This window comes from Chitinophaga sp. 22620, from assembly GCF_052044405.1.
Classification (GTDB): Bacteria; Bacteroidota; Bacteroidia; order Chitinophagales; family Chitinophagaceae; genus Chitinophaga.
In genome coordinates this window covers 2,156,368-2,175,337 of sequence record NZ_JBQEMV010000001.1, presented here as the reverse complement: position 1 = coordinate 2,175,337, position 18,970 = coordinate 2,156,368, and the positions used below count along the sequence as shown (strand labels likewise).

The window sequence follows — 18,970 nt, the reverse complement described above, 5'->3', positions numbered from 1 at the left end:
CACCATTAGTTTAATTCTGCTTTAAATGCGGTTAAAAAGTGGTCTGCCTGTTCCTTCGTCAAAGCCAGGGACGGCAGCAAACGGATCACGTTCGGCTTGGCTTCGCCGGTGAATATTTTGTGTTTGAATAACAGTTCTTTTCTCACATGCGCCAGCTCCTCGGGCAGCTCAATGCCGATCATCAGGCCGCGGCCTCTTACCTCTTTCACTTTCGGCAGCTTTCTCAGCTCTTCCATGAGGTAATTGCCTATCACACCGGCGTTCGCGATCAGCGATTCTTTTTCGATCACTTCAAGCACGGCCAGCGCAGCGGCGCAAGCCAGGTGGTTACCGCCGAAAGTGGTGCCCAGCATGCCATACACGGGTTTGAACTTCGGGGAGATAATGATGCCGCCAATGGGGAAACCATTGCCCATGCCTTTTGCCATGGAATAGATGTCCGCATTCACGCCGGCATGGTCGTGACTAAAGAATTTGCCGCTCCTGCCGTAACCGCACTGCACTGAATCAGCAATGAAAGCGGCGTTGTGCTCGTCGCAGAGCGTCCTGATCTTTTGCAGGAAAGCGGGAGAGGCCACGTTGATGCCGCCCACGCCCTGTATGCCTTCGATGATCACAGACGATACTTCATGTTGTTTGAAAGCGGCTTCCAGGGCGGCCTGGTCTTCCCAGGGCAGAAACACCACGTTGTCTGTCTCGTTCACCGGGGCAACGATCTTCGGGTTGTCTGTTGCAGCTACTGCGAGAGAGGTACGGCCATGGAACGCTTTTTTGAAAGCGATCACTTTCTTTTTGCCGTTATGGAAAGACGCGAGCTTGAGCGCGTTCTCGTTGGCTTCCGCGCCGGAATTGCAGAGGAACAGCTGATAGTCTTCCTTGCCGGAGATCTTACCCAGCTTTTCCGCCAGCTGCTGCTGCAGCGGGATGTGGATGGAGTTGGAATAAAAACCCACTTTGCCCAGCTGGTCCGTCAGCCGCTGTACATAGTGCGGGTGCGTGTGACCAATGGAGATCACGGCGTGGCCGCCGTAGAGGTCAAGGTATTGCTGGCCTTTATCGTCCCAAACGGTGGAGCCTTCGGCTTTGGTAATGGTGATATCGTTTACCGGGTATACGTCGAATAAGATCATTGTTTGTTTTTTGTGACCAGCGGTACTGGCCGTTTCTGAAGGAAAATTAAAACACGATGGACTTGAGCTTCAACCCCGCTGTTTCCTCCAGGCCAAGTACCAGGTTCATATTCTGCACGGCTTGTCCGGACGCACCTTTTACCAGATTGTCCTCTATGGAATGGATCACCAGCTTGCCGTCCACTTTTTCCAGCTGGATCAGCACTTTATTGGTATTCACCACCTGTTTGAGATCGATCTGCTTTGTGCTCACATGCGTGAAGGGATGACCTTCGTAATACGCCGTGTACAATTCGTATGCTTCTTCGAGCGATAGATCGGAATTGAGATACGAAGTGATCCAGATGCCGCGCGGATAATCGCCGCGTACAGGCACGAAGTTGAGCGCTCCTGAGTAAGCAGGCTGGAGGCCCTGCAAGGTTCGTCGTATCTCTTTCAGATGCTGGTGGTTGAGCACCTTGTAGGTTGAAATATTATTCGCCCTCCACGTAAAGTGCGAGGTGGCGCTAAGGCTTTGCCCGGCCCCGGTGGAACCGGTTATGCCGGTGGTATGCACTTCGTTGAGCAGCCCCGCTTTTGCCAGCGGCAGCAAGCCCAATTGTATGGCGGTCGCAAAGCAGCCGGGATTGGCCACGTTATGCGCTTTTCTGATCGCTTCACGGTTCGCTTCAGGCAGGCCGTATACAAACTCGCGGCCTTTCACGCTTTCGCCCAGCCTGAAATCCTGGCTGAGGTCTATGATGTGAACGTTGTCCGCAATGTCCGTCGTTTCCAGGAATTTTTTCGATTCGCCATGGCCCAGGCAGAGGAAGATCACATCCACGGTTTGGTCGATCTCGCTGGTAAATACGAGGTCGGTTTCACCCAGCAGGTCCGCATGCACGGCATGCAGGGGATTGCCTGCGTTGCTGCGGCTGTGCACGAATGCCAGTTCAACGTCCGGGTGGTTCAGCAGCAGCCGGATAGTTTCTCCGCCTGTGTAACCTGCCCCGCCAATAATGCCTGCCCTTTTTTTCATCGCCTTTACTTTTTATTGTCTTCATTTACCTGGTGCCAGATCATGGTCTGGTTACCGAAGATCTTGCTGAAACCTCTCACGTCTTCGCCGCTCCAGCCGGAGTTCATTTCCCCGTATTTACCGAATTTACTGCTCATCAGGTCGTAGGACGACGTGATGCCGGTCACCTGGAAGCGGTAAGGCATCAGGGTTACGGATACTTTGCCGCTCACGTTCTCCTGGCTGTGCTGCAGGAAGGCTTCAATGTCCCTCATCACGGGGTCGAGTATCTGGCCTTCGTGCATCCAGTTGCCGTAGAACTGCGCCAGCTGGTCTTTCCAGCTCAGCTGCCATTTGGTGAGCACATGTTTTTCCAGCGCATGATGCGCTTTCAGGATCACCATGGGCGCGGCTGCTTCGAAGCCCACACGGCCTTTGATGCCGATAATGGTATCGCCCACGTGAATGTCGCGGCCGATGGCGAATGCGCCGGCAATGCTTTGCAGGTAAATGATCGCCTCGGTGGGATGCGTGAATTTTTTATCGTTCACACCCAGCAGCTCGCCTTTCTCGAAAATAAGCTCTACCTGCTCGGGTTCGTTTTTGGTCAGTTGCGTTGGCCATGCCTGCTCAGGCAGCATACCGTTGGAAGTAAGGGTTTCCTTACCGCCCACTGAAGTGCCCCAGATGCCTTTGTTGATGGAGTACATGGCTTTTTCAAAGTTCACCTGCACGCCTTTGGATTGCAGGTAAGCGATCTCCTCTTCGCGGCTCAGCTTAAGGTCGCGGATGGGGGTGATGATCTCCACGCCGGGGATCATGATGTGGAAGATCATGTCGAACCGCACCTGGTCGTTGCCGGCGCCGGTGGAGCCATGGGCTACTGCGTCCGCGCCCACTTCCTTCACATATTCCGCGATGGCGAGGGCCTGGCTCATGCGCTCGGCGCTTACGCTCAGGGGATAGGTGTTGTTCTTCAGCACATTGCCGAACACCAGGTACCGGATCACTTTATCGTAATAAGAGCGAACCGCATCTACTGTCTTGTGACTTTTCACACCCAGACTGTAGGCGCGTTTCTCGATCTCCTGCAATTCTTCAGCAGTAAAACCGCCCGTATTTACGATCACGGAATGCACTTCATAGCCTTTTTCCTCGGACAGGTATTTTACACAGTACGATGTATCAAGCCCTCCGCTGAATCCCAGTACAACTTTTTTCATTTGTTCTTGTTTGTCTTTTTTATCGGCCAAATGGAACCGGTTAAGGCCGGTGTCATCTGTAGTTATTTGTCTTTTTTATTTGCCAGATGCAGCCGGTAAAACCGGTGTCATTTGTAGTTATTTGTCTTTTTTTATTGGTCTTTTTCTAATATCCCATTACAACCACCCAAAGAAAAACCTCTTCTTGCTGGTGCCTGCCGCGCCGCTGCCGCCGCTTTTCCGGGCCGCTTTCAGCAGTACGTATTTTTTGTAACGCACCCACCTTTCAAACAGGGAGAAGTTGCCTTTGAACTTACGTTTCTTCCTTTCTTCCTGCATGCTGCCTTCAGTGGTGATCACCAGCTTGTTCTTTTCAGCCGCGGCTTTTTCTTCCGCTTCCTTGGCTTTTTCCACGGGATCGTACAGCATGGCGGTGCAAAGACAGTTCTTCCGGTTCTTGGCCGTCAGCACGTCGAAGTTCACACAGCTGCGGCAGCCCTTCCAGAATTCCTCATCGTCTGTTAATTCACTGTAAGTTACGGGTTCATAACCGAGGTCTGAGTTAATTTTCATGACGGCAAGACCAGTAGTGAGGCCGAAAATCTTTGCGTCAGGGTATTTTTTCCTGCTCAGCTCGAATATCTTTTCTTTAATGGCTTTGGCCACGCCATGGCCCCTGAAGGCAGGATTTACAATAAGGCCGGAGTTAGCCACGAATTTTTCATGACCCCATGCTTCGATGTAACAAAAACCTACCCACTCGCCGCCTGGGGTGAGGGCAATAACAGCTTTGCCTTCTTCCATTTTCAGCTGCACGTACTCCGGGGAACGTTTGGCTATGCCGGTTCCACGGGCTTTAGCAGAAGCCTCCATCTCATCGGTGATGGTTTTGGCATAATGCTTATCGTCGGCAGTAGCTGCCCGAACGATGATATCTTTATTTTCCAACTTGTTAAAATTGAAAATTGTGATTCAATAAATTGATGCGAAAGCTCCGTTGCCGGAAAAACCCATGAGGGGGATCATGGTGCGATAGCGGGTGTGGTTAACGGCGCTATCAAATACGAGGTCGTCGGGAGAGATATCTAAAGACAGGAAACCCAATAGCGTATACGCCCCCTTCGAAAGAAGGGTGGTAAGCAGAGATGTTGGTATGGGTTGAGATGTATTCCAACTTCAGTTCGACATTAAATTGTTATAAAAATTCGTCTTTAGTTATTAAAGTATCCGCAAAGTTATAACATATTTAAATATGCAACCGATTTTTTTTGTTAAAATAAGAAAGAACGGAAGCGCGGCCCTGCCTGCGTTTCCGTTCTTTTTACCGGTATGTCCGGCGGGGGGCTGAAAGCGGGCTTTCCAGGGGGCCGGTACCAGGTTCCCCCGGGCCGTCCCGGATATAGGCTTCGGCTGCTAGAACACGCCTGTTTCAGCAAATGCCGGCGTAGTGTCCTTTTCATTCGCCGGGGCCAGCGCCACCAGCTTGAAGTAACGGCATTTCACTGATTCAGGGAGTTTTACACTTTGCTTCACCGGGTTGTTCAGGATGTTCGCAAAGCTGCCTTTCGCCACCGGTTCGCCCCACTCCTTCCCGTCGTTGCTCACATACCAGGCATATTGGTACACAATGCCGCCGCGCGGGTGAGGCGTGTAGGTGAAGCCGTTCACCGTGGCGGGCGCGCCCATATCCACCACCAGCTCAGCAGGATATTTCATTTCCGCGTTGCGGAAGACTGTAGCGGGATCTCCGTCCACCGCTTTTTCCGCGCCGGGCGTCACCGCGTTCCAGCCGTCAGGCGCGATGTCCATCGTTTGGGTTGCTGTGGCGCCGGATTGTTTACCGTTGTTGATATACGCTTTGGCTTTGATGGTACCGCTGCCGGGGAAAGAGAAAGCTGTGCCCTCGTACTTCCTGGAAGCGGTGGTGGGCTCGCTGCCGTCTGTGGTATAGTAGATCACCGGGTCGGGTGACTGGCAGGTAATGGTCACCTGGCCTGATTTGCTGCGTTTGATCACCGGGTCTGCCAGCAGCTCGGGCGCTTTGTAGAGCTTCACCTCGCTGATCACCGGGCTGGCCAGCGCATCCAGCAGGGTGATCTTCACGCTTTTGGTAGTGGTGTTGGGCAGGCGCAGGATGCGTTTGTAACCGATAGTAGTCTCCCGGACGATCTCGCGGTATTCTTTTCCTTCCAAAACGCTTACTGAGAAGGCTTTCACGCGCTGTCCCAGCGGGATGAACTCCTGTATGGCCAACCGGTTGAACGTGACCTCTTTTTCGAAACTAAGCTCAATATCCGCTGTGAGCTTGCCTTCCGCTGTTGCCCAATAGGTATTGTAGTTATTGTCTGTAAGGTGGATGGCGCTTGAAATGGCGCTGCCGCTGCGGCCGTTGGTAACGGTTGTTCTGGCACGCACCGCCAGGTTGAGCTTAAAATCCGCGTCCAATGTTCTTTTCAGTTCCATCAGGCGCAGGGAATCGTTCTCGTGGATGCGCCCGCGGCGGTCTACCGGTACATTCAGCAGCAGGTTGGCATTGCGGCCAACGGAGCCGTAGTAAATGTCCAGCAGCCAGGGCAGCGTTTTCACCTTATCATCCGTGCTGGGGCTGTAGAACCATCCCGGGCGGATGGAAACGTCCGCTTCTCCGGGCACCCAGTCCGATGCGCCTTCCTGGCCTTTGTTCAGCTTATCCTGTATGCCGTGCATGCCCGGCGCAAATTCTTTGCGGTTGATCGTGCTCCAGTTCGTGGTGCCTGCAAACCCGTTCTCATTGCCGATCCAGCGGCAGCCGGGGCCGGCGTCGCTGAAGAAGATCACTTCGGGATGGTATTTTTTAACAGTTCCTTCGAACAGATCCCAGTCGTATACCTGCTTTTTGCCGTTGGGGCCTTCGCCATTGGCGCCGTCGAACCATTGCTCGAATACATGACCGTATTTTGTGTGCACTTCACGCAGCTGGTTGGCGAATACCTGGTTGTATTCGGGCGTGCCGTAAGCCGGGTGGTTGCGGTCCCAGGGCGAAAGGTACACACCGAACAGCAGGCCGTATTCCTTGCAGGCGGCGGACAATTCCGCCAGCACATCACCTTTGCCGTTCTTCCAGGCGCTTTCACGAACGGTGTGTTTACTGTATTCACTGGGCCAGAGGCAGAAGCCGTCGTGGTGTTTGGCGGTGATAATGATCCCCTTCATACCGGCAAGCTTCGCGGTGCGCGCCCATTGGCGGGCGTCCAGCGCTGTGGGATTGAAGACTTTCGGATCCTCGTCCCCGTGCCCCCATTCCTTATCGGTGAAGGTATTGGGGCCAAAATGAATGAACATGTAATATTCCAGCTGCTGCCATTTAACCTGCGCATTGGAGGGCAGCGCGCCGAAAGGCTTGATCTCGGGCTGCGCCCAGGCATTGACGGAAATGACCAATAAAACAAAGAGTGCCGCTTTTTTCATAATACTGTAATTGCAAGACGTGTGATCATAAAAATAACATCCTGGCGTTCATTTCCTGTAGTTTGGTAATATCATGACAGAGAATGATAAAATAATACGCTAACAACCGTTTGCAGTGCGCATCATGGCTAATACTGAGGGCTTTAGCCGGGAAAACCCTGCATTTGCCATCTATCACAGGAATGTCACAATTCATAAACACGCGTTGCGGATGATACCGTTAAAGCTATACATTTAAAGCTGTTAACTGAACATGTTACTCTTTTTAAAACACATCAAAAGTTATGAATAAGCACTTGCATCGCAGAAAGTTCATCAGGAACAGCGTGGCGGCAGGCGTGGGACTTTCCCTGCTGAATTCGCCCGCACGGATATTCGCCGCTGAAAAGAAAGAAAAAGTAAGAGTAGGGTTGATCGGCGTGGGAGCGCGCGGGCTGAACCACCTGGACCTTTGCCTCCGCCGCAGCGACGTGGAGGTGGTGGCCATTGCGGACCCGGATACCGAATTCACCCTGCCGCAGGTCCGCAAAATGATCGGCGAGCATTATGGCGCAAAACGCAAAGTGGCTGAATATACCAAAGGCCCGCACGACTACAAGAACCTCCTCAAACGCGGAGACATAGACGCAGTGGTGATCGCCACTCCCTGGGAATGGCATACCGTGATGGCAGTAGACGCTATGCGCGCAGGCATTACGCCCGCAGTGGAAGTTTGCGGCGCGGCCGATATCCAGGAATGCTGGGAGCTGGTGAACACTTCAGAAGCAACCGGCATCCCCGTATTCGGTATGGAGAACGTGAATTACCGCCGCGATGTGCTGGCTGTGCTGAACATGGTGCGCCAGGGCCTTTTCGGCGAGCTGCTGCACCTGCAGGGCGGTTACCAGCATGACCTGCGTGAAGTGAAGTTCAACGACGGCAAGCAGCTTTACGGCGGCGGCGTTGAGTTTGGAGACAAAGGCGTTTCCGAAGCCAAATGGCGCACCAACCACTCCGTTCACCGCAACGGCGACCTCTACCCCACCCATGGCCTCGGCCCCGTGAGCAATATGGTGAACATCAACCGTGGCAACCGTTTGCTGTCGCTCACCTCAGTGGCCACTAAATCGCGCGGCCTGCATAAATATATCATGGATCATCCCAAAGGAGGGCCCAGCCACCCGAACGCCAAAGTGGAATTCAAGCTGGGGGATATCGTGAGCACGCTGATCAAAACCAACAACGGCGAAACCATCATGCTGAGCCATGACACCAACCTGCCCCGTCCCTATTCGCTGAACTTCCGAGTGCAGGGCACCAACGGGCTGTGGATGGATGATTTCGACAGCATTCACATTGAAGGCAAAAGCAAACCGCATACCTGGGAAAAAGCCGGCGACCCGAAAGACGCTGAAAGCTACATGGGCAAATACGACCACCCGCTCTGGAAAAAATATGCCAACGATGCCTCCGGCGCCGGTCATGGCGGCATGGACTGGTTCGTGATCAACTCTTTCATTGAAAGCATCAAACGCGGCACAGACTACCAGATGGACGTATACGATCTGGCTACCTGGTATGCTATCACACCGCTGAGCGAGCAATCCATCCAGGAAGGCGGCACAGCGCAGTTCATCCCTGACTTCACCCGCGGCCGCTGGATCAACCGCAAGCCCAACTTCGCGCTGGACGGGGAGTATTAATGCTGTTTGGAGTAGATCAGAAATATAAGGGGCGCTCTGAGAGGAGCGCCCTTTTTTTTGATAAAAAAGAAGTGGAAAACATTCCATTTAAGAATGGAAATAATTCGTATCTTCGAAATAGGCTAAATATTATTGTAGTATGGCTGCACATGCAGGTAAAAAAACTCCCGGAAAAAAGGAGAGTGATAAAAACACAGGAAGCGGCTGGGATGAAACGGTGAGTGCCGCCTCCCTGGCAGGTAAGTTTGATAATTACACTACCGGCCTTCCCTCGCTGGTGCGCTATGCCCAGAAAGGAGTAAAAACTTCCGTATTCTATACATTCGCCAATCTCATCAACATACCAGACAAATACCTCGCTGAGCTGATCAACACGTCTACCAGGACGCTGACCAACTACAAAGAACTGGACAAGCCCCTTGAACCCGTGAAAGGCGAGCACCTGCTGAAGCTGATCGTATTATTCAAAAAGGGAGAAGAGGTGTTCAGCAACCTGCATGAGTTCCAGGAGTGGCTGCGGAAACCGCTTTCACACCTCAGGGACAAACCCGTGAACTGGCTCATTACCCCCGGTGGCGTTGATCTCATTTCGCAGGAGGTGGACAGGATCGCTTACGGTTATTCGCTTTAAAACAGCCCGGATGATTGTTTACAGGATCGTATTGAAGCGGTATGCCAAAAATCTGTTTGCCCCGGGCATTGCCGGCAGGTGGAATTCCGAAGGGAATAAAGTGATCTATACTGCGGGCAGTATTTCACTGGCCATTATGGAAAATCTTATCAGGAGGAACGGGTACGGTTTTAATAAGGATTTTGCGATCATGTACATACAAATACCTGATTCAATTCCTAAAACCGTTCTTGATCTGCATTCCCTGCCTCTTGGGTGGAGCCAGCCGGATGATTATTCCATCAGCCAGCCTGTTGGAGATGAATGGTATAACTCCGGAAAAACGGCCGTGCTCCAGGTACCTTCATCGGTAGTACCCCTGGAATACAACTTTGTGCTGCATGCCACCCACATCGATTTCACCAAATGCAAAATCATCGAGGTAAAAGACTTTATTCCTGGCGGCCGGATTGAAGCGATCTTAAAAAAATGATCCTGGGAGAGGCTTTACCCCACCACCTTCGCCCCATCCTCGATAGACGTCACATACACTTCCGGCGCCTTTCCGTATTTGTTTTCATATTCACCCTGTACAAAATTCACAAAGGCATCAACTGCTGAAGATCTTACGAGATTAATGGTGCATCCGCCGAACCCGCCGCCCATCATACGGGCGCCGGCTACTTCGGGTCGCTGCCGTGCGAGGTTGGCCAGGAAGTCCAGCTCGGGGCAGGATACTTCGTAAAGTTTGCTGAGACCTTCATGGGAAGCGAACATCAGCTCGCCCGCTTCTTTCAGTTCGTTGCGCTGGAGATGCGCGCAGGCTTTTTCCACGCGCTCGTTTTCCTCGGTCACGTAGCGGCAGCGGTCGTATACTTTGGGCGGCAGCTTGTCTTTGTACTGCTCTACCTGCGCGGACGTCAGATTACGCAGGCTGTTGATGTCCGGGAAAAATTCCTGGAGGATCTTCACGCCTTCCTCACATTGCGCGCGGCGCACATTGTATTCGGAAGAAGCGAGGGAATGGTGTACCATGGAGTTCACCAGTACGATCTTATGGTCTTTGGAGAATTCGAAAGGGAAATAAGTGAATTCCAGGCTGCGGCAGTCCAGCAGCATCACGCGGTCTTTCTGCCCGTGGAGGTTGGCAAACTGGTCCATGATGCCGCATTTCACGCCCGGGAATGTGTGTTCGGCCAGCTGGCCTACCCTGGCCATGTCCATGCGGCTGAGGTTGAAGCCGAGGAGATGATTCAGCGCAACGTTGAGCCCTCCTTCCACGGCGGCGGAGCTGCTCATGCCTGCGCCGATGGGGATATCGCCGGTGATCACACAATCGAAACCTTTTACTTCCAGCCCGCGCTGTTGCAGCTGGTACACCACGCCTTTCAGGTAATTGATCCAGCCTCCGCCGGGGCGGATGTCTTTCAGCGAAAAAGACGCCATCTCGTCGTTGAACAGCGCATAGGCGTTACAGGTATCCGTACCATTGAGGGCAATGGCGTAGATGATCTTTTTATCGATGGCGGCGGGCAGCACAAAACCTTCATTATAGTCGGTATGTTCGCCGATCAGGTTGATGCGGCCGGGAGAGGAAACGATCAACGGTTCTTTGTGGAATAACTTCTTAAACTGCTCAGTTGCTTGCGATATCATTATAAGGGTACTTTTGACACCTAAAAATATAAAAAAGAGCGGGCTTTCCCAGCGGGAAAAGAAAAATGCTTCTGCGGAGCCGGTTTTACCGCGGCGTGCAGAAGCATTTCTGATATTTTTCAGCTTGAAAAGCTAAGCCGGCAAGCCTTTTTTATGGCCTGTGTATGCGAAATACAGGATGTACAGGTAGCAGGGGATCATGATCACATAAGCCAGCTGGAGGTTGCCTCCCAGGCTGGTGCTGAGGGCGCTGTACACCAGCGGCAGGATGGCGCCGCCGGCAATGCCCATTACCAGCAGGGCGGAGCCCAGCTTCGTGAATCTTCCTAACTTATTGATAGCCAGAGGCCAGATACCGGGCCACATGAGCGAGTGCGCAAAGCTGCAAAGCACCAGGAAAACGATGGAAACGATGCCGGAGGTAAGCAGAACGCCTACTGTGAATACTGCGCCAAGCACCGCACAGATCACCAGGGCGGTTTTCTGGCTGAGGATCTTCGGCACAGCCGCCACACCGATCAGGTAACCCACACCGAGCGCAACAAGGCACCAGATGGGAACTTTGGCGGCCACATCGCCGGAGAGGCCGGCATACTCGCCATATTTTTTGATGGAGTCGATCGCCAGCACTTCTACCCCTACGTATAAGAAGATGCAGAGCACGCCAAGCATGAGGTAAGGGATCTGGAACGCGGAAGTCCTTCCGTATTGGTCTGGGCCGTCGGTAGCGGCTACCGGCGTTTCATCATCCTGTGAAATTTCCGGAAGGTGCGCTTTCAATACAAAAAATGCCAGGATAAAAAGCACTACAGCCATGATGGCGTAGGGCGTTACGAGGCGGGCGGCCAGGAGGTCCAGCTCCGCTTCTTTAGCGGCGCCGGTGAGTGTATTGATCTTATCGGAGATCTCTTTGGTATCGCTGAAAAGGAGGTTAGCCAGCAGCAAAATGCCGATGATACCGGCTACTTTATTACAGATACCCATGATGCTGATCCGTTTGGCCGCGCTTTCGATGGGTCCGAGAATAGTTACGTATGGATTGGAAGCGGTTTGCAATAAGGCAAGGCCGGTACCCTGGGTGAAAAGTCCTACCAGGAACAACGGGTAATTCCTCATTTGCGCGGCCGGGATAAAGATCAGGGAACCTACCGCCATGGTCAGCAAGCCGAGAGACATCCCTTTGGGAAAGCCTATCTTGTTCAGGATCATGGAAGAAGGGATCGCCATTACAAAGTAGGAGATGTAAAAGGCGAACGTTACGAGGTAGGCCACCACATCCGACAGCTCGCATACCTGTTGCAGAAAGGGAATCAGTAGTGAGTTCAGCCAGGTTACGAAGCCGAAAATGAAGAACAGTGTGGCAATAATAAACATCGCCTGTTTGTAGTTACCGCGGGGAGCGGCCACTGTAGCGGTTTTATCACTCATGAGTAGCTAAGGTTGATTGGTCAAGAATTCACGAACATAGTTAACAATTCCCATATTTCATAAATATATTAGCTAAAACGTTTGAGCAGTTAAAAAAAATACAGCTTTTCTCGCTGTTTTTCATCTTTTGTCAAAAAAATAATTATACATTTAGAGCCATATTTTGTCAAAATACAATCAGGTATATGTCCACGCAAAGTAAACAAGGTACGCATCCCTCGTTTTTCGTACTCATTCTGGTATTCTTTTTCTGGGGGTTCGTTGCGGCATCTAACAGTATCCTCATCCCGTTTTGTAAAGCGCATTTTGAACTGACGCAAATACAATCGCAGCTGGTGGATTTCGCCTTCTACGGCGCTTATTTCATCGGCTCCCTCATCCTCTACCTGCTCTCCGCCATGAAAGGGGTTGATATCCTGAACCGCATCGGGTTCAAAAAAGGCATTATATATGGCCTGCTCATTTCCGGCGTAGGGGCCGCCGCCACTATCGGCGCCGTGAACCTCGGCCTGGGCATGGAAAACAAAACCGCCGCCTTCTACCTTATCCTCGGGGCATATTTTATTGTAGCGCTCGGTTTCTCCCTGCAGCAAACCGCCGCCAACCCTTTCGCCATCCTGCTGGGCGACCCGGCTAAAGGCGCGCACCGCCTCAACCTCGCCGGCGGCGTCAACTCCTTCGGCACCACCATCGGCCCGCTCATCGTGAGCATCCTGCTGTTCGGCTCCGCCAAAGTAGCCGGCACATCAGGCGATACAGACATCAGCAAGATCAACATATTATATATTACCCTCGTAGGCCTGTTCCTGGCCGCGGCCGGCATTTTCGCCGCCACCAAAATGCCGAAGGGCACGGAAGACGATCATTTCGAATCTTCCCCCAAAGCCACCGGCACCCTGCTGGGCATCACGCTGATGTTCCTCATTATCGCCAGCGGCATCGGCATCACCACCGAACCGCTGCCGTATTTTATCGCGGGCATCGTTGGCATCCTCATTATCCTGTTCTACGCGCAATTCGCATCCCGCAGCAATGGCAACGGATGGGGCGCTATGAAATACCCGCAGCTGATCATGGGCATGATCGCCATCTTCGTATATGTGGGCGTGGAAGTGAGCACCTCCTCCAACCTCGGCGAGCTGCTCAAAAAACCCGGCTTCCTCACCGCCGAAGGCCTGCATGAATCCGAGATCAGCCCCTACATCGCCATCTTCTGGGGCGGGCTGATGATCGGCCGCTGGACCGGCGCCATCAGCGTATTCAACGTTACCAAATCCACCCGCCAGATATTGTCTGTTGTGGTGCCTTTTATCGCTTACGCCGTTATTCTTGGCGTTAACGCGCTGAAAGGTAACGACATCACCAAACTGTATCCTTTCGCGATCTGTATCGTGATCCAGATCGCAGGGTTCTTTTACGGCCAGGACAAACCGGCCAAAACGCTCCTCACCTTCGGCATCATGGGCGTTATCGCCATGCTGATCGGTCTGTTCACCACAGGTCCCATATCCCTGTTCGCTTTCATCAGTGGCGGCCTTTTCTGCTCCGTGATGTGGCCCTGCATCTTTTCCCTGTCCATCGCAGGACTTGGAAAATACACCGGCCAGGGTTCTTCTTTCCTGATCATGATGATCCTCGGCGGGGCGCTCGTTCCGCCATTGCAGGGTGGCTTTTCAGATATCCCGGCAATCGGCATTCACATGTCGTATATTGTGCCGGTGATCTGCTTCGCTTATCTCGCATTTTTCGCATTCCGTGTTAAAACAATTTTAAAATCCCAAGGTATAGACTATGAGTCAGCAACTAGCGGTGGGCATTGATATTGGAGGTACTAATACTAAATTTGGAATAGTAGACCGTCGTGGCAACATTTTGTTCCAGGACCGTATGTCAACCAAAGCTCACGAAGAAGTTACCATGTTCCTTGCTGAACTGCATCAGCGATTGACGAAACTGATCGAACAGGTAGGCGGTATTGAGAACATTAAAGGAATTGGCGTAGGCGCACCCAATGGTAACTATTACACAGGAAACATTGAATATGCTCCTAACCTGCGCTGGAAGGGCATCATACCGCTTGCGCAGATGCTCGAGGAATTATTCGGCCTGCCTACGGTGCTCACCAACGACGCCAATGCGGCGGCGCTCGGTGAAATGACTTACGGCACGGCCCGTGGCATGAAAGACTTTATCACCATCACGCTGGGCACCGGCGTGGGAAGCGGCATCGTAGCCAACGGCCAGCTTATATATGGCCACGACGGGTTTGCAGGTGAGCTGGGCCACGTGATCGTTATTCCCGGCGGCCGTTTGCATCACGGCACCGGCGCACACGGTTCCCTGGAAGCGTATGCATCCGCCACCGGCGTTACCAACACTGCACTGGAACTCCTTGAAGCGCGGCCGGACGAACAAAGCCTGCTGCGCAACCATACCGCCGAAGAGATCGATTCCAAAATGATCTACGAAGCGGCCATCAAAGGTGATAAGCTCGCGATGGAGATCTATGAATATACCGGCAAAGTGCTGGGTGAAGCGCTGGCCAACTTCGTGATGTTCTCCAGCCCTGAAGCCATCGTTCTGTTCGGCGGCCTCACCCAGGCAGGCGATCTCATCATGCGCCCCGTTCGCGAGCACATGGAAAAGAACCTGTTGCCGATCTTCCAGAACAAGGTCAAACTTTTGTTCTCCGAGCTGAAAGAAAGCGACGCCGCCATCCTTGGCGCCAGCGCCATGGCCTGGGAAATGAAAGACTAAATTCCGTAACATTGTGAGGTATGAACAGCAGAAGGAATTTCTTTAAAACAGCGGCATTGGGCGCAGCAGCCCTCTCCATAGACGGATTGCCCGCCGCCGCGCAATCCCGCAAGGGCAAAGGCCGGAAACCCATCGTGGTTTCCACCTGGGACTTTGGTATCGCGGCCAACAAAGCTGCATGGCAGGTGCTCAAAAAGGGCGGCCGCGCGCTGGACGCGGTGGAAGCAGGTGTGCATGTACCCGAATCTGACCCGAACAACCACACCGTAGGCTACAGCGGCTTCCCCGACCGGGACGGCCATGTAACGCTGGACGCCTGCATTATGGACGAGCTGGGCAACTGCGGCTCCGTGGCTGCGCTCGAACATATCGTGCACCCTATTTCAGTGGCGCGCAAGGTGATGGAAAAAACGCCGCATGTGATGCTCGTTGGCGAAGGCGCCCTCCAGTTCGCGCTGGAGAATGGTTTCAAAAAAGAGAACCTGCTTACGCCCGAATCCGAAAAAGCCTGGAAAGAATGGCTCAAGAAATCGGAGTACAAACCGGTGATGAACATCGAAAACCAGAGCTACGAGGGCAAAAAGGGCACCAGCGCTTTTAACGGGGGCGAAACAAACGCCACCGCTTTCAACCCGCTGAAACTTCCCGGCAACGTATACAATCACGACACTATCGGGATGGTAGCGCTGGATGCGCAGGGCAACCTTTCAGGCGCCTGCACTACCAGCGGCATGGCATTCAAGCTGCACGGCCGCGTTGGCGACTCGCCCATTATCGGGGCAGGGCTTTACGTGGATAATGAAGTAGGCGCCGCCACTGCCACCGGTGTTGGCGAAGAAGTGATACGCGTGGTGGGCAGCTTCCTGGTGGTGGAACTGATGCGCCAGGGGTATTCCCCTGAAGCGGCCTGCAAAGAAGCCGTCATGCGCATCGTGAAAAAGAACCCTGACCGGGCCAAAGGCATCCAGATCGGCTTCCTTGCGCTCAATAAAAAAGGCGAGCACGGGGCGTATTGCCTGCACGAAGGTTTCAGCTACGCTGTAACCACCGGCGACGATAAAGAAGAGCTGATCAAAGGCAAACACTACTTCTGATCATTCAGAGAATAATTTAAAAGAAGCGCATCGGTACGGTGCGCTTTTTTTATCGGTACCTTCCTCCTTATTTTTGCAACCATGGAAAAGATCACCCTTGAAATATGCGCCACATCGCTGGCTTCCTGCAAAGCAGCGCAGGAAGGCGGCGCAGACCGGATAGAGCTTTGCGACAACCTGCTGGAAGGCGGCACCACACCCAGTTACGCCACTATCAAACTGGCGCGCGAAGCGGTGAACATTGCCCTCTACCCTATTATCCGGCCGCGCGGGGGAGATTTTTTGTACGACGACCAGGAGTTCGCCATCATGAAAGAAGATATTAAAGTGTGCAAACAGCTGGGCTGCGACGGCGTGGTAATTGGTTTGCTGACTGCCGACGGAAAAGTAGACCAGGCGCGCACACACGAGCTGGTAGAACTTGCCGGGCCGATGGGCGTCACCTTCCACCGCGCATTTGATATGACGGCGGATCCGTTGCAGGCGCTGGAAGACGTGATCGCAACAGGCTGCGAGCGGATATTGACCTCGGGCCAGCGCAACACGGCCATGGAAGGCGCGGAACTGATCGCCGCACTGGTGAAAAAAGCCGCGGGCCGCATCCGCATCATGGCAGGTTCCGGGTTGCGCGATCATAATGCCGCCGCGCTGGCAGCCGCCACACGCGCAAAAGAATTTCATACCACCGCAAAAGAATACGAAGACAGCCGCATGCAATACCGCAATCCCAACGTAAGCATGGGCGGCATTCCTGGTGTGCCGGAATACGGCATCGCCGTTACCAAAGCAGCTACCGTAAAGCGTATCCGCGAAGAAGCGGAAAAAGGTTTGAACGGCTGATCAACTATACAAAGACTGATCTGCCCCAAACCGTTTGAAACGAACTGTAAGCCAACCCTGTTCTTGTTATTACCTCTTTGTTATATTTATAAATATTAAACAAAGTATAGTATATATTTACTACTTTTATCCACATCAGGTAAATGTGCATACTTCTTTATTGTTGATACATTAAATAAATTTTAAATTAGTCGAGACATGAAAAAAGCAGGCTTCTTAGCTTTAGTATTGTGCTGCGGATTGGCGGCACAGGCACAGGTAAAAGGCGTAAAACATGTTATACTCATTGGTATGGACGGCCTGGGCGCCTATGCCATCGCAAAGGCGGACAACCCGGTGATGAAGCAGCTGATGAAAGAAGGCAGCTGGACGTTAAAGGCGCGCAGCGTACTTCCTTCCTCCAGCGCGGTGAACTGGGCCAGCATGATCATGGGCGCGGGCCCGGAACTGCATGGTTTCACAGAATGGGGCAGTAAAACGCCCGAAGTGGAACCGAGGACCCTGGATGAATACGGTCTTTTCCCTTCCGTGTTCACCCTGCTGCGCCGGCAACGCCCGGACGCTGAAATGGGGGTGATCTACAGCTGGGGAGGCATCGGTTACCTGTTCCCGAAAAAAGCAGTGAACAAAGACCAGTCGTGCCCGAACGATACCGCCACCACCGATGCGGCGGTAGCCTATATCAAAGAAAAGAAACCTGACTTCCTCTTTATACATTTCGATCAGCCGGACGGGGTGGGTCATGGTATCGGGCACAACATTCCCGAGTACTATGAACAAGTGCATAAGAATGACGTTTTATTAGGCAGGATCGTGCAGGCGGTGAAAGACGCGGGTATGTGGGATAACAGCGTGCTCATCCTCAGTTCCGACCATGGCGGCATCAACAAGGGCCATGGCGGCAAAACGATGGTGGAAATGCAGATACCCTGGATCTTTACCGGCAAGGGCATCAAAAAAGGCCATGAAGTGCGGGAGAGCGTGATGACCTACGACACGGCGGCCACCATTGCCTGGATTTTCGGGCTTAAAACGCCGCAGGAATGGGTAGGCCGGCCGGTGAAGGAGATCTTCGGCAAATAGCCGGGATTCCGGGTGGATATGCGGGCATGATAGTTGTACCTGCCGGGAAGAATGAGATATGGCTCGATATTATCCGGAAATTCTTAATCTGAATATTATGTACCGAATCGTTTTTCTTTTCGTGCTAACCCTTGCCGCTTCTTTTCCTGCGTCGGCGCAGGTTCAGGGGCAGGTGATCAAAGTGCTCAGCTACAACATTCATCATGGTGAGAACACGCAGGGCAAGCTGGACATCCAGGGTATTGCCAACGTGATACTCGCCACCAATGCCGACCTGGTGGCCTTACAGGAAGTAGACAGCTCTACTTCCCGCGTCAATAAAACCGACCAGCTGAAGGAGCTGGCCGCGATCACAGGCATGTACATCTATTTTGGCAAAGCCATGGAGTTTGATGGCGGAAGCTTCGGCAACGGCGTTCTCAGCCGCTTCCCGATAGAAAAAAGCCAGAGCATTGCATTGCACGCCAAAGGCGAAGGCAGCGAGCCGCGTAATGCCGCGGTGGTAACCGTAAAGCTCCCGGGCGACAGCCTGCTCCGCTTCATCAGCACCCACCTGGACCACCTGGACGATCCCGCCGACCGCCTCAGCCAGGTGAACCTGCTCATGCAGCACGTTCAGGCCCATCCCGCGCTGCCGCTGATCGTAGCAGGCGACATGAACGCGCAGCCCGCATCAAAAGAAATAAGCATCTTCAAACAAACTTTTGCAGACGCCACTGAAAAGCTGGGCCCTACCTGGCCTTCAGACAAACCCACCCAGAAGCTGGATTACATTTTCCTCTACAATAAAACGCAATGGCATGTAATGAGCGCACTGGTGGTGGAAGAAACCGTTGCATCGGATCACAGGCCGGTGATCGCGGAGGTGTTGCTGAAATAAATTGAAATATGAGATATTGTAAAGGCCGCTCTTTCCGGGAGCGGTCTTTTTTTGCTGATATCCGTCTCAGGACAGTTCACGATGTTCCTTCGTAGATCATCCTTGCAATTGTAACATCTGATTTTCGATTTGCAAGGATAAAGTCCTTCCCAAGCTTTTTTTTA

Annotated in this window: 16 protein-coding genes; 9 read left to right on the top strand and 7 right to left on the bottom strand. The window is 52.8% G+C overall.

Annotation, left to right across the window (positions count from 1 at the left end):
* Positions 1-5: 5 nt before the first annotated feature.
* The 5 genes from ACTJIK_RS08895 to ACTJIK_RS08875 form a co-directional block, all read right to left on the bottom strand.
* Positions 6-1,130 carry an aspartate aminotransferase family protein gene (locus ACTJIK_RS08895; RefSeq protein WP_440646008.1) on the bottom strand — a complete coding sequence of 375 codons (1,125 nt, stop codon included), beginning with the start codon at positions 1,128-1,130 and terminating at the stop codon, positions 6-8.
* Positions 1,131-1,176: 46 nt separating this feature from the next.
* Positions 1,177-2,148, bottom strand: coding sequence for an N-acetyl-gamma-glutamyl-phosphate reductase (gene argC / locus ACTJIK_RS08890; protein ID WP_440646007.1), 972 nt, complete (start codon positions 2,146-2,148; stop codon positions 1,177-1,179).
* Positions 2,149-2,153: 5 nt separating this feature from the next.
* Positions 2,154-3,350, bottom strand: a complete 1,197-nt coding sequence (argG, locus tag ACTJIK_RS08885) for an argininosuccinate synthase (protein ID WP_440646006.1) — start codon at positions 3,348-3,350, stop codon at positions 2,154-2,156.
* A gap of 156 nt (positions 3,351-3,506) precedes the next feature.
* Entirely contained in the window at positions 3,507-4,277 is a 771-nt protein-coding gene (locus ACTJIK_RS08880; protein WP_440646005.1) for a GNAT family N-acetyltransferase, read from the bottom strand.
* Positions 4,278-4,742: 465 nt separating this feature from the next.
* Positions 4,743-6,776 carry an alpha-L-fucosidase gene (locus ACTJIK_RS08875; RefSeq protein ID WP_440646004.1) on the bottom strand — a complete coding sequence of 678 codons (2,034 nt, stop codon included), beginning with the start codon at positions 6,774-6,776 and terminating at the stop codon, positions 4,743-4,745.
* 284 nt (positions 6,777-7,060) lie between these two features.
* Between ACTJIK_RS08875 and ACTJIK_RS08870 the strand changes: the two genes are divergently transcribed.
* The 3 genes from ACTJIK_RS08870 to ACTJIK_RS08860 all read left to right on the top strand — a co-directional run bounded on the left by ACTJIK_RS08870 (position 7,061) and on the right by ACTJIK_RS08860 (position 9,561).
* Complete coding sequence (locus tag ACTJIK_RS08870) at positions 7,061-8,458, top strand: Gfo/Idh/MocA family protein (protein ID WP_440646003.1); 1,398 nt, start codon at positions 7,061-7,063, stop codon at positions 8,456-8,458.
* Positions 8,459-8,597: 139 nt separating this feature from the next.
* Positions 8,598-9,089 (top strand): antitoxin Xre/MbcA/ParS toxin-binding domain-containing protein, encoded by a 492-nt coding sequence (locus ACTJIK_RS08865; protein ID WP_440646002.1) that lies wholly within the window; start codon positions 8,598-8,600, stop codon positions 9,087-9,089.
* A 10-nt stretch (positions 9,090-9,099) separates the two neighbouring features.
* The gene (locus ACTJIK_RS08860; RefSeq protein WP_440646001.1) at positions 9,100-9,561 is read left to right on the top strand and encodes an RES family NAD+ phosphorylase; all 462 of its coding nucleotides are present in this window, start codon (positions 9,100-9,102) and stop codon (positions 9,559-9,561) included.
* A 14-nt stretch (positions 9,562-9,575) separates the two neighbouring features.
* Here the strand turns inward: ACTJIK_RS08860 and galK are convergent, their stop codons facing one another.
* The gene (gene galK / locus ACTJIK_RS08855; RefSeq protein WP_440646000.1) at positions 9,576-10,724 is read right to left on the bottom strand and encodes a galactokinase; all 1,149 of its coding nucleotides are present in this window, start codon (positions 10,722-10,724) and stop codon (positions 9,576-9,578) included.
* A 132-nt stretch (positions 10,725-10,856) separates the two neighbouring features.
* Positions 10,857-12,152 carry a sugar MFS transporter gene (locus ACTJIK_RS08850; protein ID WP_440645999.1) on the bottom strand — a complete coding sequence of 432 codons (1,296 nt, stop codon included), beginning with the start codon at positions 12,150-12,152 and terminating at the stop codon, positions 10,857-10,859.
* A 185-nt stretch (positions 12,153-12,337) separates the two neighbouring features.
* On the opposite strand from ACTJIK_RS08850, the gene ACTJIK_RS08845 reads away from it, so the two are divergent.
* The 6 genes from ACTJIK_RS08845 (at position 12,338) to ACTJIK_RS08820 (ending at position 18,806) form a co-directional block, all read left to right on the top strand.
* Positions 12,338-13,972, top strand: a complete 1,635-nt coding sequence (locus ACTJIK_RS08845; protein WP_440645998.1) for an MFS transporter — start codon at positions 12,338-12,340, stop codon at positions 13,970-13,972.
* A complete protein-coding gene (locus ACTJIK_RS08840; protein WP_440645997.1) occupies positions 13,944-14,909 on the top strand; it encodes an ROK family protein in 966 nt (321 codons plus the stop codon). Before ACTJIK_RS08845 ends, ACTJIK_RS08840 begins: the two co-directional genes overlap by 29 nt.
* Before the next feature lie 20 nt (positions 14,910-14,929).
* The gene (locus ACTJIK_RS08835) at positions 14,930-16,003 is read left to right on the top strand and encodes a N(4)-(beta-N-acetylglucosaminyl)-L-asparaginase (protein WP_440645996.1); all 1,074 of its coding nucleotides are present in this window, start codon (positions 14,930-14,932) and stop codon (positions 16,001-16,003) included.
* An 81-nt stretch (positions 16,004-16,084) separates the two neighbouring features.
* A complete protein-coding gene (locus tag ACTJIK_RS08830; protein ID WP_440645995.1) occupies positions 16,085-16,843 on the top strand; it encodes a copper homeostasis protein CutC in 759 nt (252 codons plus the stop codon).
* A gap of 198 nt (positions 16,844-17,041) precedes the next feature.
* Positions 17,042-17,926: an alkaline phosphatase gene (locus ACTJIK_RS08825; RefSeq protein WP_440645994.1), complete on the top strand. Its 885-nt coding sequence runs from the start codon at positions 17,042-17,044 to the stop codon at positions 17,924-17,926.
* Positions 17,927-18,023: 97 nt separating this feature from the next.
* Positions 18,024-18,806, top strand: coding sequence for an endonuclease/exonuclease/phosphatase family protein (locus tag ACTJIK_RS08820; protein ID WP_440645993.1), 783 nt, complete (start codon positions 18,024-18,026; stop codon positions 18,804-18,806).
* The last annotated feature ends 164 nt before the right edge of the window (positions 18,807-18,970 follow it).